This is a genomic window from Janthinobacterium sp. OK676 (assembly GCF_900103595.1).
Taxonomy (GTDB): Bacteria; Pseudomonadota; Gammaproteobacteria; order Burkholderiales; family Burkholderiaceae_D; genus Janthinobacterium.
The window spans coordinates 708,058-724,871 of the sequence record NZ_FNHA01000001.1; the positions used below are offsets into that span (position 1 = coordinate 708,058).

Annotated in this window: 15 protein-coding genes; 10 read left to right on the forward strand and 5 right to left on the reverse strand. The window is 64.9% G+C overall.

Annotated elements, in window-relative coordinates:
* Window positions 1-3: 3 nt before the first annotated feature.
* The 5 genes from BLU39_RS03235 to BLU39_RS03255 form a co-directional block, all read right to left on the reverse strand.
* On the reverse strand, window positions 4-582 hold the full coding sequence (locus tag BLU39_RS03235) for a pilus assembly FimT family protein (protein ID WP_092709574.1): 579 nt from the start codon (window positions 580-582) through the stop codon (window positions 4-6).
* Between the two features lie 127 nt (window positions 583-709).
* Complete coding sequence (locus tag BLU39_RS29145) at window positions 710-1,177, reverse strand: type II secretion system protein (RefSeq protein WP_092709577.1); 468 nt, start codon at window positions 1,175-1,177, stop codon at window positions 710-712.
* 59 nt (window positions 1,178-1,236) lie between these two features.
* Window positions 1,237-1,755: a type II secretion system protein gene (locus tag BLU39_RS03245; RefSeq protein ID WP_175539194.1), complete on the reverse strand. Its 519-nt coding sequence runs from the start codon at window positions 1,753-1,755 to the stop codon at window positions 1,237-1,239.
* A gap of 29 nt (window positions 1,756-1,784) precedes the next feature.
* Window positions 1,785-3,017 (reverse strand): type II secretion system F family protein, encoded by a 1,233-nt coding sequence (locus tag BLU39_RS03250; RefSeq protein ID WP_092709584.1) that lies wholly within the window; start codon window positions 3,015-3,017, stop codon window positions 1,785-1,787.
* Between the two features lies 1 nt (window position 3,018).
* Window positions 3,019-4,722: a GspE/PulE family protein gene (locus BLU39_RS03255; protein ID WP_092709587.1), complete on the reverse strand. Its 1,704-nt coding sequence runs from the start codon at window positions 4,720-4,722 to the stop codon at window positions 3,019-3,021.
* Between the two features lie 212 nt (window positions 4,723-4,934).
* Between BLU39_RS03255 and BLU39_RS03260 the strand changes: the two genes are divergently transcribed.
* From BLU39_RS03260 to BLU39_RS03305, 10 genes are all read left to right on the forward strand, one after another.
* Window positions 4,935-5,663 (forward strand): ABC transporter ATP-binding protein, encoded by a 729-nt coding sequence (locus tag BLU39_RS03260; RefSeq protein WP_092709590.1) that lies wholly within the window; start codon window positions 4,935-4,937, stop codon window positions 5,661-5,663.
* Complete coding sequence (locus BLU39_RS03265; RefSeq protein ID WP_254788873.1) at window positions 5,660-7,024, forward strand: ExeA family protein; 1,365 nt, start codon at window positions 5,660-5,662, stop codon at window positions 7,022-7,024. Before BLU39_RS03260 ends, BLU39_RS03265 begins: the two co-directional genes overlap by 4 nt.
* A 108-nt stretch (window positions 7,025-7,132) precedes the next feature.
* Window positions 7,133-9,097 (forward strand): type II secretion system protein GspD, encoded by a 1,965-nt coding sequence (locus tag BLU39_RS03270; RefSeq protein ID WP_092709593.1) that lies wholly within the window; start codon window positions 7,133-7,135, stop codon window positions 9,095-9,097.
* Window positions 9,094-10,506, forward strand: coding sequence for a tetratricopeptide repeat protein (locus tag BLU39_RS03275; RefSeq protein WP_254788874.1), 1,413 nt, complete (start codon window positions 9,094-9,096; stop codon window positions 10,504-10,506). The genes BLU39_RS03270 and BLU39_RS03275 overlap by 4 nt, the downstream gene beginning before the upstream one ends.
* Before the next feature lie 7 nt (window positions 10,507-10,513).
* Complete coding sequence (locus tag BLU39_RS03280) at window positions 10,514-12,217, forward strand: GspE/PulE family protein (RefSeq protein ID WP_092709596.1); 1,704 nt, start codon at window positions 10,514-10,516, stop codon at window positions 12,215-12,217.
* Entirely contained in the window at window positions 12,217-13,422 is a 1,206-nt protein-coding gene (locus BLU39_RS03285) for a type II secretion system F family protein (RefSeq protein WP_092709599.1), read from the forward strand. Before BLU39_RS03280 ends, BLU39_RS03285 begins: the two co-directional genes overlap by 1 nt.
* A gap of 7 nt (window positions 13,423-13,429) precedes the next feature.
* Window positions 13,430-14,995, forward strand: a complete 1,566-nt coding sequence (locus tag BLU39_RS03290; RefSeq protein ID WP_092709602.1) for a hypothetical protein — start codon at window positions 13,430-13,432, stop codon at window positions 14,993-14,995.
* Window positions 14,992-15,684: a hypothetical protein gene (locus BLU39_RS03295; protein WP_232731115.1), complete on the forward strand. Its 693-nt coding sequence runs from the start codon at window positions 14,992-14,994 to the stop codon at window positions 15,682-15,684. Before BLU39_RS03290 ends, BLU39_RS03295 begins: the two co-directional genes overlap by 4 nt.
* Window positions 15,681-16,097, forward strand: a complete 417-nt coding sequence (locus BLU39_RS03300; RefSeq protein WP_092709605.1) for a hypothetical protein — start codon at window positions 15,681-15,683, stop codon at window positions 16,095-16,097. Before BLU39_RS03295 ends, BLU39_RS03300 begins: the two co-directional genes overlap by 4 nt.
* On the forward strand, window positions 16,094-16,813 hold the full coding sequence (locus tag BLU39_RS03305; protein WP_092709608.1) for a hypothetical protein: 720 nt from the start codon (window positions 16,094-16,096) through the stop codon (window positions 16,811-16,813). The genes BLU39_RS03300 and BLU39_RS03305 overlap by 4 nt, the downstream gene beginning before the upstream one ends.
* Window position 16,814: the final 1 nt, after the last annotated feature.

The following is a 16,814-nucleotide window of genomic DNA, read 5'->3' on the forward strand; positions in this document are numbered from 1 at the left end:
ATCCTAGTAATGGACATAGCCCGTCTCCCCTTCGACGATGATGTTGCGCGTCATGCCGCCGCCGCTGATGCCGATGCTGACGCGCGCGGGAAAGCTCGAGACGGGCTCGGCGTCGCTCGCCTTGAACGGCCGGCCCAGGGCATTGAAATAAAAAGCGGCGGCATCGGCCGGCACGCTGTAGCTGATATTGTTGGGCGGTGCTTCGCACAGCCACGCGGTGGTATTGGCGCAGGCGCTCATGGTGGCGCTGCGGCCGCTGTTGCCGCCAGCAGGCGGCAAGACGCGGTTGACCGCGTCGCAGGCCGTATTGAAACACAGGGCAATGCGGCTGCCGTTAAGCTGCACGAAAACGGGCCGGTTTTGCGCGATCGCCAGTTTTTGCCCATAGCGCAGCATGCCGATGTTTTGGTCGGCAAAGCTGCGCGCGTCAAAAGTATCCTGCTGAAAGAAACGAGGGGCGGCGACGGCAGCCAGCACCCCGCCCACCACCAGCACGGCGATCAGTTCGACCAGGGTAAAGCCGCGCTGCAGGCGCCCACGATTGGCAGGCCCGGCAAACATCAAACCTGCAGGAGACGGCATCGTGTACTCGCACCTATGGCAATGAGCGGCATGCTGGCTCAAGCATGCCAGAAAGAATAAAAAAACGCCTGGCAAGCCAGGCGGATTGCATGCGGCGCGACCTGCCGCTGCATGCAGATTCACGTCATTAGCAATTGCTAAGGACAGGCGCGGGGCCCACCGCCGCCGCCGCAGTCGCCGTAGCGACTGTATAGGTAACCGCGCAGGCAAGATGGTTGGCATCGGCGGCGATCGATACTGGCGCCGTGCCCGTGACATTGTAGTCGGCCAAACCACCTGCCGCCAACACGATGCCGGCCGCATCAGGATAGCCGTTCGCCATGGTGATGGTCGTACCTTCCATTACCACAGGAGGAATTGTGCCGACGGCAGTGTTGTTGACCAGCCATTGCGCATGAGCCAGGGAAGCGGCGGCCTGCACTGTGGCGCGAGCGCCGTTGACTTTCGCCAGGCGGGCATCGGCCGACAGATTGATAAAACGGGGAATCGCGGTGGCCGCCAAGATGCCCAGGATGACGATGACGACGACTAACTCGATCAGCGTAAAGCCCGCTTGGCCACCTTGTTGAAAACGACGAATTGACTGCAGTTTCATGCTGATCTCCAAAAAATCAAAAAAACGATGCTGGCAAAATGTGCCGGCAAAATAAAAAACTATTTCAGCCCATCCGCCTCGCCCAGCTGTATCAACGCCAGATCAGGCGCATCCACCGGGGTTGAGGGCCGGGCCAGGGTAGCGGACGCTTGCCGCAAGCTTACCTTGAATCGAAGCAACTCGGAACGGCCAAGGCCGAAAGTGTTGCCTCGATTTAATACGTATATCAATTCTGCATTACTTCTATCAAAAAACCAATGACCTTGAGGAAGTTTTGCTATCTCCGGCGCCGTATATTCACCTAAATAATTGGACGGCCTTTCCGCCAGCCAATCGATGGGGTTTTGCCCCGCCAGCGCCGGCAACTGATTTTGCCGATCAGCCGCATACAGTTCCAGCACTTTCATGCGCAGACCCGCGCGCAGCGCCAGCACCGTTTGCTGCACGGCGACCCGCTCCGCCTCCTGCTGGACCGCTAACAGCCGGCTCAGCAGCACAGCCGCCAGCACGGCAATGACGGACACGACAACGGCCAGTTCAAACAGGGTGAACCCGCTCTGCCCTGCCTTGACTGCCACGCTGTTGTTTTTTGGCGAAATGCACGACCTCATTTATGCAGGGCCACCTTGCCCAGATCCCATACCGGCAAGAAGATGCCCAGCGCCAGCACCAGCACCATGGCGCCAAGAAAGGCGATCAGGATGGGTTCGATCTGCGCGGACAGGGTCTTCAATTCGTAATCGACTTCGCGTTCATACATCTGGGCGATTTCATTCATCAAGTCATCGAGTGAACCGGACTCTTCGCCGACGGCGATCATTTGCAGCACCACCGGCGTGAAGACGCCCGCCGTCACCGACGTGCGCAAAATGCTGTCGCCGCGCTCGACGCCGTCGCGCATCTGCTCGACACGGGCGCACAGATAGGCGTTGTCCACCGTCTGCGACACCACCGTCAGCGCCTGCACGATGGGCACGCCGCTGGTGCTCGACAGCGCGAAGCTGCGTGCGAAGCGCGCCATCGTGCCTTTCAGGATGATCTTCCCGGCGATGGGGAAACGCAACTTGTACCGGTCCCACGCGTAACGCCCCCTGACCGTGCGCAGCCAGGCCCGGAAACCGGCTATCGCGCCGATAGTCAGTGCCAGCAGCAAAGGCCAATACGCGACCATGAAGGCCGACGTGCCGATCAGGATGCGCGTCATCAAGGGCAGTTCCGCATGGAAACTGGCGAACACCTTCTCGAACTGGGGAATCACGAACATATTGACGACGACCATGGCGATGAGCATGGCCACGATCACGAAACTGGGATAGCGCGTGGCCGATTTCACGCGCGCGCGCATGTCGCGGTCGAATTCCAGGTGGTCGAACAGGCGCAGGAAAACCTCGTCGAGGCGCCCCGTCATTTCGCCCACGCGCACCATCGACAAATAAAACGGCGTAAAGATCGCGGGGTGGCGCGCCATGGCGGCCGACAGTTCGCGGCCCGCGTCGAGCGATTCGCGCACGTCCTTGATGATGCGTCCGAACGCGGGGCTGATGGCGGACTCCTGCAGGCCGGCCAGGCCGCGCATGATGGGCACGCCCGCCTTGAGCAGGGTGTACAACTGGCGGCTGAACAATTGCACATCCATCGAGCTGACTTTTTTCTCCGTCAGCTTTTGCCACCAGCCGATATCGGCGCCCGTGGTGGCGGCTTTTTTGGTCACCAGGATTTCCACCGGCGTCGCGCCGGTGGAAAACAGCTGGTCCGCCACGGCGCCGCTGTCGGCGCCTTCCATCACGCCGGTCAGCAGTTCGCCGCTGGCATTGCGCGCCTTGTAAGCAAAAAATGGCACCTCAATCCTCGCTCTGGTTGCTGATGCGCATCGCTTCCATCACCGTCGTGCGGCCCTGGACCACCAATTGCACGGCGTGGCGGCGCAAGGTTTCGCCCGCCATCTGCGCCGTCGCCACCTTCATGAAGTGCGATGGATCGGCATGGTTGGCGGCATCGGCCACGGCGCGCGTGATTTCCAGCAATTCATACACGCCCGTGCGGCCCCGGTAACCCATGCCGTTGCAATGCGAACAGCCCTTGCCGTGGAAATACTGGTTGCGCTCGACCAGCTCGCCCAGTTCCAGGCGCAGCCATTCGTATTCGTTCGGCGTGGGCTGGTACGGCGTGCTGCAGCTTTCGCAGATCACGCGCACCAGGCGCTGCGCCAGCACGGCTTGCAGCGAACTGCCCACCATGTAGCGGGGTACGCCCATGTCCATCAGGCGCAGCGGCGTGCTGATGGCGTCGTTCGTATGCAGGGTCGACAGCACCAAGTGACCCGTCATGGCGGCGCGCAAGCCGATCTGCGCCGTTTCCTGGTCGCGCATCTCGCCGACGAGCACGATGTCCGGGTCTTGCCGCAGGGCCGAGCGCAGCACCCTGGCGAAGTTCAGTTCGATCTTGTCATTGACTTGCACCTGGTTGATGCCGGCCAGCCGGTACTCGACGGGGTCTTCCACCGTGATGAGCTTTTTTTCCACCGAATTGAGTTCGGACAAGGCGCAATACAGGGTCGTCGTCTTGCCGCTGCCGGTCGGGCCCGTCACCAGCACGAGGCCGTTCGGGCGGCTGACGATGGCGCGGAACTGCGCCACCAGCGCAGGCGGCATGCCGATGGCGTCCAGGCGCAAGGTCGTGCCGCCCTGGTTGAGCAGACGCATGACGACGGATTCGCCGTACTGCGTGGGCATGGTGGAAATACGCACGTCGATGCGCTGGTTTTTCACGCGGATGGCGAAGCGGCCATCCTGCGGCAGGCGCTTCTCGGAAATATCGAGGTCCGACATCAGTTTCAGACGCAGCGCCAGCGAACTGGCGATCTTGCTGTCCGCTTCCGTCTGCAGGTGCAGCACGCCGTCGATGCGGAAGCGGATCTGCAGCCGGCCTTCCTGCGGCTCGATGTGGATGTCCGAGGCGCGCACCTGGGTGGCATCCTCGAACACGGATTGCAGCAGCTTGACGATGGGCGCTTCTTCCAGGCCCGGATTGGCGGCCAGCGCGCCGAAGTCGACGGAAACGTCGCCCAGGTCCTGCTCCAGCTCGCGCGTCAGGGTGGAGATGTCTTCCGTGCGGCGGTAGATGCGGTCGATGGCGGCCAGCACTTCCGTCTCATTGACGACGGCCAGCTCGATCTGGCGCTTGACCAGGCGCGAAATCTCGTCATACGCGAACAGGTCGGTCGGGTCGGACATGCCGACCAGCAAGCCCTCGCGCCGGTCTTCCAGCACCAGCGCGCGAAAGCGCCGCGCCTGGGTTTCCGGCAGCAGCCGCACCAGTTCGGGATTGATGTTGAAAAACTTCAGATTAATGTAGGGAATGTCGAGCTGGCGCGCCAGCGCGCCCGAAATCTGCTCTTCCGTGACGAAGCCGTGCTCGACAAAAACGCGGCCCAGCTTGCGTCCCGAACGCTTCTGCTCCGTCAAGGCCTGGCCCAACTGTTCTTCCGTCAGCAATTTCTGCTGCACCAAAATTTCACCGAGCCGGACTTTCTCTGGCCTTGCCATGCTTACTCCTCGACAAACATATTCGACAGACGATACACGCCCGCGGCGCGCACAGGCATTTTATTCCAGAACCTGTTGTTTCTTAAAGAAAATACATTGCGTCGCTTGATTTTCGCGCATTTCAACGCTCGGCAAGGAAACACTTGCCGCGCACCTGCGCCCATGGCAATAATGGCGGTCGTTCCCCGTCTTCGCTGCCGACCATTACCCCTATGAACGCCTGCGCCATCGAGTTTCACAATGTGCACCTGCAACTGGCGGGCAGCGCCGTGCTGCGCGGCGTCGACCTGCAAGTGCGCGCGGGAGAACTGTTCGGCCTGGTCGGCGTGAATGGCGCGGGAAAGACGAGCCTGCTCAAATGCCTGCTCGACTTTTGCACGCCCGAGCGGGGAGACATCGCCATTTTCGGCCAGCCGCACCGCCAAGGCGCGGCGCGCCAGCCCCTGTCGTTTTTGCCGGAACGCTTCCAGGCGCCCTACTACCTGACGGGCGGCGACTTCCTGCGCTACCTGTCGCGTCTGCACGACGTGCGTCCCGATGCGCAAGCCGTGCGGCAAACCCTGGACGCGCTGGACCTGGCGCCGGACGTTCTGCTGCGCCCCGCGCGCGCGTATTCGAAAGGCATGATGCAGAAACTGGGGCTGGCCGCCTGCCTGCTGTCGGGCAAGCGGCAACTGGTGCTCGATGAACCGATGAGCGGACTCGATCCGAAGGCGCGCGCGCAATTCAAGCAAGTGCTGCGGCAAGCGCGCGCGCAGGGTCGCGGCGCCCTGCTCACCTCGCATGCGCTGGCCGACGTGGAAGAATTGTGCGACCGCATGGCCATCCTGCATGCGGGCCGCATCGTGTTTATGGGCACGCCCGCCGAATGCCGTGCCCGCCACGGCGGTGCGCAAGACGCCAGCCTGGAACAGGCTTTCCTCAATTGCATCGCGGCATGAACACCGACACGCACGTCCCCATCCACTACGCGCCCTCGCCGCACGGCATGTATCTGCGCCATTTCGGCTTGCGCACGGCACCGTTCGGCATCACGCCGGACCCGGCCTTTTTTTATGCCGGAAATACGCGGGGCGAACTGCTCGATGCGCTGCTGTATGCCGTCATGCAAGGCGAAGGCATCATCAAGCTGACGGGCGAAGTGGGCAGCGGCAAGACCATGCTGTGCCGCATGCTGGCCGAACGCCTGCCGCCCCGGGTCGACGTACTGTATCTGCTCAATCCCCGGCTGGAACCGGATGAAGTCCTGCACGCCATCGCCGCCGAACTGGGCCTGGAACTGGACGGCTGCCGCGCCGACGCCGTGCTGCGCGCCGTGCACGGCGAGCTGATCGCACGGCATGCGGCGGGACGCCAGGTGCTGCTGCTGGCCGAAGAAGCGCAAGCCATGCCGGGCGCCACCCTGGAAGCGCTGCGCCTGCTGACGAATCTGGAAACGGCCAGCCACAAGCTGCTGCAGATCGTGCTGTTCGGCCAGCCGGAATTGCAGCACACTTTGGACTTGCCCCAGTTCCGCCAATTGAAGGAACGCATCACCCACAGTTTTACCGTGCCGCGCCTGCCGCAAGCCTTGCTGGACGACTATCTGGCATGCCGCCTGGCCGCCGCCGGCCGCATGGCGCCGCTCGTCTTCACGCCGGCCGCGCTGCGCCGGCTGGCGCGCGCCGCGCAAGGCATCGTGCGCAGGGTCAATATCCTGGCCGACAAGGCCTTGCTGGCCGCGTTTGCGGACGATGCGCAGCAAATCAGCGCGCGCCACGTGCGCTTGGCCATTGCCGACAGCCCCTTCCACCGTCCGCCCTGGCATGCGGGCAAGCTGCTGGCGGGCGCCTTGAGCGCGCTGATGCTGCTGCTGGCCGCCGCGCTGCTGTGGCAATGGCTGGCGCCGGGCCAGGCAGCAGTCCCACGTGCACCGCTGCCGGCACCATCGACGCTGCTCGACAGCAAACTGGCCGAATCGCGCGACTGGCTGGCAAGGCAAGGACCGCGGCAGCTGGTGCTGCACGTCGCCAGCCTGCCCGCCACCGAAACGGCCGCGGCGGAAACGTTCCTGCAGCAGGCGCAGCAAGCGATTGGCCTGCGCGACCTCCATGTGTTCCGCCTGCCTGGCGCAGCGCCCGCAAATGCCGCCGCGCGCCTGGACATCGTCTACGGCAGCTTCGCCGACCAAGCCAGCGCCGAAGCCGTCCGGGCCAGGCTGGCCCCTGCGTCGCCACAGAAAATATTGCTAAGCGACATAGACAGTATCCGTACGGAAATAAAAGCCGTGACGCCGGCACAAACGGGGCGTGGCGCCCCCTGACTTTATTTCGGTATATTGCATCCAGAGCCTGCACAGCCGATTGCTTTTAGGCGATCATGCTGGCTAAAACTACCAAAGCACAACACGACTCCAAGGGCGAACTTTTTCATGAATCAACACCCTATTCCTGTGCTGGCCTCCTGGGTCGCCCTCGCCTGCAGCACCGTGCTGTCCGGTTGCGCCTCGCATCAAATGCCGCTGTCGCCTGCCCACCTCAATGCCGCGCCCGTCCCCGGCGGCGCCATTCCCGAACCGGTGCAGCAAAGCAGTGCGCTGGCCGCGCCCCTGCCCGCGCCCAAAGTGGAAACCTACAGCGTTACCGTGCACAAGGTGCCCGTGCAATCGCTGCTGTTTGCACTCGCGCGCGACGCGGGCATGAATATCGACATCCACCCGCAGATCGAAGGCAGCGTCACCCTGAATGCGCTGAACCAGACCCTGCCGCAATTGCTGGCGCGTATCGGCAAGCAAGTCGATATGCGCTACGAAATCGATGGCAAGAACCTGACGGTGCTGCCCGATGCGCCCGTGTGGCGCAATTACAAGGTCGATTACGTCAACATGGCGCGCAGCACCAACAGCAGCGTGAATATCGCCACGCAAATTTCCACGGCGGGCGGCGGGTCGAACAACGCCAGCAACCCGGTCGGCGGCACGCAAGGCAGCGGCGGCAATGGCAATAACAACTCGACCACCCTGGTCGTGAATCGTTCGGAAAATAATTTCTGGTACAGCCTGGAAAAGAATATCCGCGACCTGCTGCGCGAGACGACGCTCAACGACGTGCAGGTGGACCCGCTGGCGCAGCTGAACCAGCAATTGACGAATGCCCAGGGGAATGCGCAAGGCCAGCAGGGGCAAGCGGGCCAGCCAGGCCAGTCAGGACAGCCGGGACAGCAGCAGAATCAGGCCGGCAATCAATACGGCAGCCAGGCGCCGATGCAGACTGGCGGCCAGTATGCGCCAGGCCAGCAGCAGGCGCCCATCCAGAACGCGAATCCTGGCCAGTCGCTCGATGCGAACGGCATGCCGCTGCTGAAACTGGCCAACAAGGGCAGCCCCTCGTCCGTCGTCGTCAACGTGGAAGGCGGCTTGATCGCCGTGCGCGCGACGGGCCGCCAGCACGAAAAAGTCGCCGAATTCCTCGACGCCGTGGTGCATAGCGCCAAACGGCAAGTGCTGATCGAGGCGACCATCCTCGAAGTGCGCCTGAGCAATGAATACCAGCAAGGCATCAACTGGTCGCGCCTGACGGGCAACCTGAGCCTGACGCAGAAGCAGGTGGGCACCTCTGCGCTCAGCAGCGGCGTCACGCCCGGCTCCACGCCCGGCATCTTCGTGCTCGATTACCTGAAGGACAGTTTCAGAACGACCATCCAGCTGCTGGAATCATTCGGCAAGGTGAAAGTGCTGTCCAGCCCGAAGATCAGCGTGCTCAACAACCAGACGGCCATGCTGAAGGTGGTCGACAACAACGTCTTCTTTACCATCAAGGTGACGCCCGCCGTAATCAGCTCGACGGGCACCATCACCACACCGGCCACCTATGAGTCGAAACTGGAAACCGTGCCCGTCGGCTTCGTCATGAGCGTCACGCCGCAGATTTCCGACAGCGATGAAGTGACCCTGAACGTGCGCCCCACCATCACGCGCATCGTCGGTTACGTGCAAGACCCGAATCCGGCCCTGGCCACGGCCAGCGTGATCAGCAGGGTACCCGTGATCCAGGCGCGCGAACTGGAGTCGATCATGAAAGTGGGCAATGGCCAGATCGCCGTCATGGGCGGCCTGATGCAAGATTCCGTCGACAATGCCAAGGATGGCGTGCCCGGCCTGTCCAGCCTGCCCCTGGTCGGCAATTTGTTCACCTATCGTAACGAAGCAAGCAGCAAGACGGAACTGGTGATCTTCATGCGCCCCGTCGTGGTCAAGGATGCCAGCATCGAGGGCGATTACCGCGACTACCGCTACCTGCTGCCCGGCCAGGCGCCGCTCAACAGCCAGCCATACACGGATGGCCCGCCGGCGCCGGCCGTCCAGCCGCAGGCACGCCTGCAGGGAGACTTTCCATGAGCTTGCTCATGCAGGCGCTCAAGAAGGCCGAGCGCGCCAAACAGAACAGCCTGTCCGACGAGGAACTGGAAAAGCCGTCCGAAGCCTACGACCAGGTGCTGGAACTGGCGCCGGCAGACGCCCTGCCGCCCCGTCCCGCGCCAGTTGCGCCGCCGCCCGTGCAGCCGGCAAGCGGCTTGAGCCTGGAACCGCTGGCGGACGCCCCCGCGCCGCAGCCGCAAGCCAGTGCCTCCCGGCCAAGCCCCCAGCCCGGTCCGCAGCAAGGCGCGCAGCCCGGTCCGCCCCCCGAGCCGCCGCGCGCCCGTGCGGAACCGCCGCCCGCCCGGCCCCGCGCCAGCCGCAGCAATCCGCCGCCGAAAGGTCCCACCGGCCCCATCAGCGTCGACCCGGCCACCGTGCGCCTGGCCGTGCTGCTGGCGATCCTGCTGCTGGTGGCCGGCTCCATGGCGTACTGGTATTGGCGCGCCAGCACCAGCCCCGGCGCGGGCGCCAACCTGCCCGGCGTGCCCATGCCGCTGACGGATGCGCCGGGCACGGGCGGCGTTGCCGGTCCCGTCGTGGTGGCGCCAGCGGCCGGCGGCGCCATGCCGGAAGCCCCCGCACCCGCGCCGCTGCCGCAGGAGGCGCCGCGCGAACAGCGCCAGCAAGCGAACGCGGCTGAACAGCAGGCAATGATCCAGGCCGCCGCGCAAGCGGCCGTGGCCGCCCAGCTGGCGCAACTGCCGCCGCCTGCGCCGCCCAGCCTGCCGCCGGTGGCCGCGCCCGACAACAGCCAGATCCAGGTGCTGCGCAACGATACGGCGCCGCAGATCAACCCAGGCGTGCAGCAAGCCTACCAGGCCTTCAACAGCGGACAGCTGGGCACGGCGCGCCAGCAATATGAAGCCGTGCTGCAGCAGGACGCCAACAACCGCGATGCGCTGCTGGGCCTGGCGGCCGTGGCCTTGCGCGAGAACCAGGGCGCGCAGGCGGCGGCCCTGTACGTGCGTTTGCTCGAGATCAATCCCGACGATGGCGTGGCGCTGGCCGGCCTGATCGGCCTGCGCCAGGGCGACGTCGTGCAAAGCGAGGCAAAACTGAAAGCCATCCTGGCGCGCAGCCCCGACAGCGGCCCCGTGCTGTTTGCACTGGGTAACGTGTACGCCAAGCAGCGCCGCTGGAACGAAGCGCAGCAGCAATTTTTCCGCGCCTACAGCGCCGCGCCCGGCAATCCCGACTATGCCTTCAACCTGGCCGTGGGCCTGGACCGGCTGAACCAGTCCAAGCTGGCCGCCACCTACTACCAGCGCGCCTTGACCCTGGCGCAAACGGCGCCCGCCGCCTTCGACCATGCCGTCGTGCAAGCGCGCTTGCGCGAGCTGGCGGCCCCGGCCACCACGCCGGCCACCATCCCCCCCCGTCAGGAATAAGCATTACATGGCAGAACAGGCAAAACTTCCGCTCGGCAAATTGCTGATCCAGAAAGGCGTGATCAGCGAAGACCAGTTGCGCATCGCCCTGATCGAGCAGCGGCGCAGCAGCGAACCGCTGGGCAAGCTGCTGATTACCCTGGGCTTCGTCACGGAAGCGACCGTGCGCGAGGCGCTCAGCGAAAACCTGAAACAGGTCAGCGCGGACTTGTCGAGCCTGGTGGTCGACGCCATTGCCTTGAAACTGATCCCGAAGGACGTGGCCAAGCGCTACCGCGTCTTCCCCATCGTCTACGAACGCCAGGCGGACAATCTGATACTGGCCATGGCCGACACCAGCAACATCGTCGCGCTCGACCAGATCAGCGCCATGCTGGTCAAGGGCATCACGATTTCCACGGTGCTCGTCAACGAATCCGATATTTCGCGCGCCATCGACCAGTACTATGGCTTTGAACTGTCGATCGACGGCATCCTGCACGAGATCGAAACGGGCGAAGTCAGCTATCAAAGCATGGCCTCGCCATCGGACGAGTACAGCCAGCCCATGGTGCGCCTGATCGATGCGCTGCTGGCCGACGCCGTGCAGAACGGCGCGTCGGACCTCCATTTCGAGCCGGAACAGTCGTTCCTGCGCATCCGCTACCGCATCGACGGCATCCTGCGGCAAATCCGCAGCCTGCACAAATCGTACTGGCCGGCCATGGCCGTGCGCCTGAAGGTGATGTCGAACATGAATATCGCCGAGGCGCGCGCGCCGCAGGATGGACGCATCAGCATCAAGTTTTCCGGGCGACAAATCGACTTCCGCGCGTCGGCGCAGCCCACAACGCATGGCGAAAACTTCGTGCTGCGCGTGCTGGACCGCCAGAAAGGCATCGTGCCGCTCGACGCCCTGGGCCTGGCCGAGGCGGAACTGAACTTGCTCAAACTGATGATCGCGCGGCCCGACGGCGTGATCCTCGTGACGGGCCCGACGGGCAGTGGCAAGACGACGACCTTGTATTCGATCATCAACCACATCAATACGGAAAGCGTCAACATCATGACGCTGGAGGATCCGGTCGAGTATCCGATGAACATGATACGCCAGACCTCCGTCAACGAATCCGTCAAGCTGGGCTTTGCCGACGGCATCCGCTCGATGATGCGGCAAGACCCGGACATCATTTTAGTGGGCGAGATCCGCGACCGCGAAACGGCGGAAATGGCCTTTGCCGCCGCCATGACGGGCCACCAGGTGTATTCCACCCTGCACACGAACTCGGCCATCGGCTCCATCTCGCGCCTGCTCGATATCGGCATCCTGCCCGACATCATGGCCGGCAACATCATCGGCATCGTGGCGCAGCGCCTCGTGCGCCGCCTTTGTCCGCATTGCAAGGAAACCGCGATCGCCGACGACGTCGAGCGCCGCCTGCTGGGCCTGGCGGCAACCGACGCGCCCGTGTCCATCTGCCGCGCCGTCGGCTGCGAGCGTTGCGCGCACCAGGGCTACAAGGGCCGCCTGGCCATCATGGAAATCCTCAAGATGACGGCCGAGCTCGACGAATTGACGGCGCGCCGCGCCAGTTCGCGCGAACTGAAGAACGCGGCGCGCGCGGCCGGTTTCAAGGGCATCGTCGACGACGGCGTGCGCCGCGTGATGGAAGGCGTCACCACCCTGGAAGAAGTGGGCCGCGTGGTCGACCTGACGGAAAGGCTGGCCTGATGGCGCAATATGTCTACCGCGCCATGGATGCCGCCGGCACATTGATTCCCGGCAGCATGGAGGCGGCCAACGTGCCGGACCTGGAAGCGCGCCTGCACCGCATGCAGCTCGACTTGATCGACTGCAAGATCACGGGCCAGTACCTGGTGCTGCTGGGCAAACGGGTCATCCACCGCCGCGACCTCATCAATTTCTGCTTCCACATGGAGCAATTGACGGGCGCGGGCGTGCCCATCCTGGAAGGCTTGAACGACTTGCGCGAAAGCACGGACCACCCGCGCCTGCGCGAAGTCGTCACGGACCTGATCGAAAGCATCGAGGGCGGCCTGCCCCTGTCGGGCGCACTGGCCCAGCACGGCGACATCTTCGACGCCACGTTCACGAGCCTGATACTGGCGGGCGAACAGAGCGGCAAGATCGCCGAGGTCTTCAGGAATCTGTCCGAAAGTCTGAAATGGCAGGACGAGCTGGCGTCGCAGACGCGCAAGATCGTCATGTACCCGATCATCGTGGCCATCGTCGTGGCGGCCGTGACGTTTTTCCTGATGATCTATCTGGTGCCCCAGCTGACGGCTTTTATTCGCAACATGGGCGGCGAGCTGCCGCTGCACACGCGCGTGTTGATTTTTGTCTCGAATGTGTTCATCGATTACTGGTATGTGCTGCTGACCTTGCCCGTGCTGCTGTTCTTCGGCCTGCGCGCGCTCATCCGCCGCAGCGAAAGCGCCCGCTATGCCTGGGACGGCTTGAAGCTGCGGCTGTGGCTGGTCGGCCCCGTGCTGCACAAGATCATCCTGGCCCGCTTCGCCACGTTTTTCGCCCTCATGTATGCTTCCGGCATCACGATACTCGAATGCATCCGCCTGTCCGAAGGCATCGCCGGCAACCAGGTGGTGGCGGCCGGCCTGCGCCGCGCCGCCCAGCTGATCAGCGAGGGCTACGGCGTCACGTCCGCCTTCCAGCACACGGGCATCTTCCCGCCGCTGGTGATCCGCATGCTGAAGGTGGGCGAGGCAACGGGTTCGCTGGACACGGCCTTGCGCAATGTCAGCTATTTTTACAACCGCGAAGTGAAGGAATTGATTGAGAAAGTGCAAGCCATGATCGAGCCGGCCATGACGGTCATCCTCGGCCTGCTGCTGGGCTGGATCATGCTGTCGGTGCTGGGGCCGATCTACGACACCATCAGTACAATCAAGACCTGAGGCCGCCGTGTTCCGCAAACAATTACTCTACATCACCAGCGACGCCCTGTGCGCCTACGACTGGAACCACGGCGTGCTGGGCCCGGGCCATACCTTCCCTGCCAGCGCGGCCGGGCTGGACGGCTTCGCCGCGTGGCTGGAAGACCCGCAGGCGCACCGGCTGGACGTGCCCGCCTACCTGCTGACGGACTTGATCGAGGAAGATTTCCAGCACCAGTTGCTGCCCCACGTGCGCGGCAAGGCGGGCCGTGCCTTGCTCGATCGGCGCAAGCAGCAATTGCACCGCGATACGCCCTACCGGGGCAGCGCCCTGCTGGGCCGCGAAAGCACGGGCCGCCACGACGACCAGGTGCTGTTCTTTGCGTTGACGAACCCGTCCTTGCTGCAGCCATGGACGGAGGCGCTCGAACACTTGCGCGTGCCCGTGGCCGGCATTTATTCGACCAGCCTGCTCAGTATCGCGCTCGTCAAGAAACTGTCGATCGCGCACGAACACCTGCTGCTGGTGACGCAGCAATCGGGCGGCTTGCGGCAAAGTTACTATGAAAAGGGCCAGCTGCGCTTTTCGCGCCAGACGGCCACCATCGCACTCGACGGCGTGGCCGTGAATATCGCGCTGGAAACGGAAAAGACGCGGCAATTTCTCACCAGCACGCGCATGCTGGCGCGCGGCGACGTCCTGAATACCGTCATCCTCGCGCCGGCGCCGCAGATCGCCAAGCTCGAATTGCTGTGCGATAACGGTGTCGAAGTGGCTTACCATTTCATCGACCTGCAGCTGGCCGGCGAACGGGTGGGCTTGCGCCGCACGCCGGCGCTGGCCGACGAATTGCTGCTGACCTTGCTGGGCAAGCATCCACCGCCCAGCCACTATCCACCGGGCGCACTGGCCCGCTATTACCACTTCCAGCGCGCGCGCAAGACGCTGTATGGCGCCAGCGCGCTGATCGGCGCATCGGCAGCCCTGTGGTGCGCGATTAACTTGCTTGGCGGTATAGCCGACGGGGCCGCCACACAGCGCCTGGCGCAGGAAACGGCGTCCTACCAGGAGCGCTACCGCAGCGTCATGTCGACCCAGCCGCCGGCGCCGGCCAAGACGCAGAACATGAAAGTGGCCGTGACGCTGGGCCACATGATCGCCAGCCAGGCGCCCGAACCGGGCAGGCTGCTGGGCGTGCTGAGCGCGGCGCTGGACCAGGCGCCGCAAGTCAAGCTGGGTCAGTTGCAGTGGAATGCGGGCCCGGCGCCCGCGCGCGCGCCCGGCGGCCAGCCACAGCCGCTACAGCAAGGCAAGGGCGCGCCGCCCGGCAGCGCCCTGGCCGGCATTCCCGTCGCGCCGCCGCAGGCGCTGCGCCTGGAAGCGGACGTGGACATGCCGAACAACGACTACCGCGCGGCCCTGTCCGCCATCACGTCCTTCGCGCAAACCTTGGCGCGCCAGCCCGGCCTGCGGGTGGCGATCGAGGAAGCGCCGCTGGACTTGCGTTCCAGCGCCAGCCTGTCCGGCAAGAGCGTCACGCCGGCCCAGGCCAGCCAGGCCCGCTTCACCCTTTTGCTCGCGTGGCAGCCATGAGCGGCCCCGTCAAGCAGCCACCGCTGCCCGGCATGAAGAAAGCGGCGGCACCCGCGCGCGCCCTGCCCGCCTGGCTGGGCGAACTGCACCTGATACGCCGCGCCCTGCTGTGCTTTACGCTGACCATGCTGGCCAGCCTGCTGCTGCTCAGCCTGAGCATCGCCTACCGCGAGCGCGAGGCGCAGCAGCTGGACCTGGCCCAGCGCACAAGCTCGGCGGCCGCGACCCTGTTCAACCATGCGGAAGCGGAAAAGCAGGAAATCCGCGCCTACGAACCGCAATTCCTGGCCCTGCGCCAGCGCGGCCTGATCGGCGAGGAAAACCGCCTGGCGTGGATCGACGCCATCCGCCTGAGCCAGGAACAACGCAAGCTGTTGCCGATCAGCTATGACATCGGCCCGCAGCAAGTGCTGTCCGTGCCATTGCCCATGGTGATGGGCCAGTACCAGCTGCGCGGCAGCCAGATGCAGCTGCGCATGGATTTACTGCATGAAATGGATTTGCTGAACCTGTTCGACGACTTGCGCCAGGCCGGCTATTTCGCCGTGCAGGAATGCGCGCTCAAGCGCAGCGGAGCCGGTGTCGCGCCGGGCACAGGCGGCGCCATGCCCCCGGTCCTCAGCGCCGATTGCCGCCTGCTGTGGCTGACGCTGGGCAGCGTGGCCGTGCCCGTGCTGGGGCGGCCATGAAGCGCGCCGTCCTCCTGTGTGCGCTGCTGGCCGGTGCCGTGCCTTCCATCCAGGCCCAGGGGCCGCAGCTGGGGCGTCTGTTTTCCACGCCGGAACAGCGCAGTGCGCTCGATGCGCAGCGCTATGGCAAGCCGGCGGCCGACCCCGCCTTGGCGGCGCCGCCTGCGCCACCACCGCCGCCACCGCCCGGCCCGCCCGTCGAATTGAATGGCGTGATGCGGCGCAGCAGCGGGCGCTCCACCGTCTGGCTGAACCAGGCGCCGCAAAACGAGCCGCACAACAGCCTGGCGCGCGGCAAGGACAACACCTTGAGCCTGACCCTGTCGAACGGCCAGGTGGTGCTGCTGAAGCCGGGCCAGCGCTATGACCCGGCCAGCGGCACGGTCACCGAGGCGCAGGAGACGCGGCCATGACGCCGCAGCCAAGGCGCCAGCGCGGCGCCGCCCTGTTGCTGCTGGTGGCCGTGCTGGGTCTGGGCACGGCCAGCCTGCTGATCAGCGCCTTTGGCCGCAACACGGGCGAAGCGGAACGCCAGCTGCGCACCCTGGCCACCCTGGCGCAGGCGCGCGACGCCCTGCTGGGCTTTGCGGCGGCCAACGGCCGTTTGCCCCGTCCCGCCGCCTCCGCCCTCGACGGGCGCGAACGGGCCGCCGACTGCGCCGGCGACACCGACTGCAGCGGCTTTTTGCCGTGGGTGGCGCTGGGCGTGGACGGCGTGGATGCCTGGGGCAAGCTGCTGCGCTACAGCGTCACGCCGGAAATGGCGCGCGCCCCCATCGTCTCGTTTTCCGCCGTCGCCAACAGAGTCGTGCTCACGCGCGACGGGCGCGGCGCCTTCGCCTACGTGGCGGGACAGGAACAGTGCGACGTCAGCGCCCAATGCCTGCCCGTCGTGCTGTTCTCGCAAGGCAAGGATCACTACGGCACGGCCGCCAGCGGCGTGCCGCAGATCAATACGGCGCGCGGCAATAGCGACGAAGCGGCCAACGACGGCGCCAGCCGCAGTTTCATTACCCGCCCCGCCACCGGACTGGCCACGCCGCCCGGCGGCGCCTTTGACGACATGCTCACCTGGATTACCTTGCCCACCCTGTACCAACGCATGCGCGCCGCGCGCAACCTGCCATGAG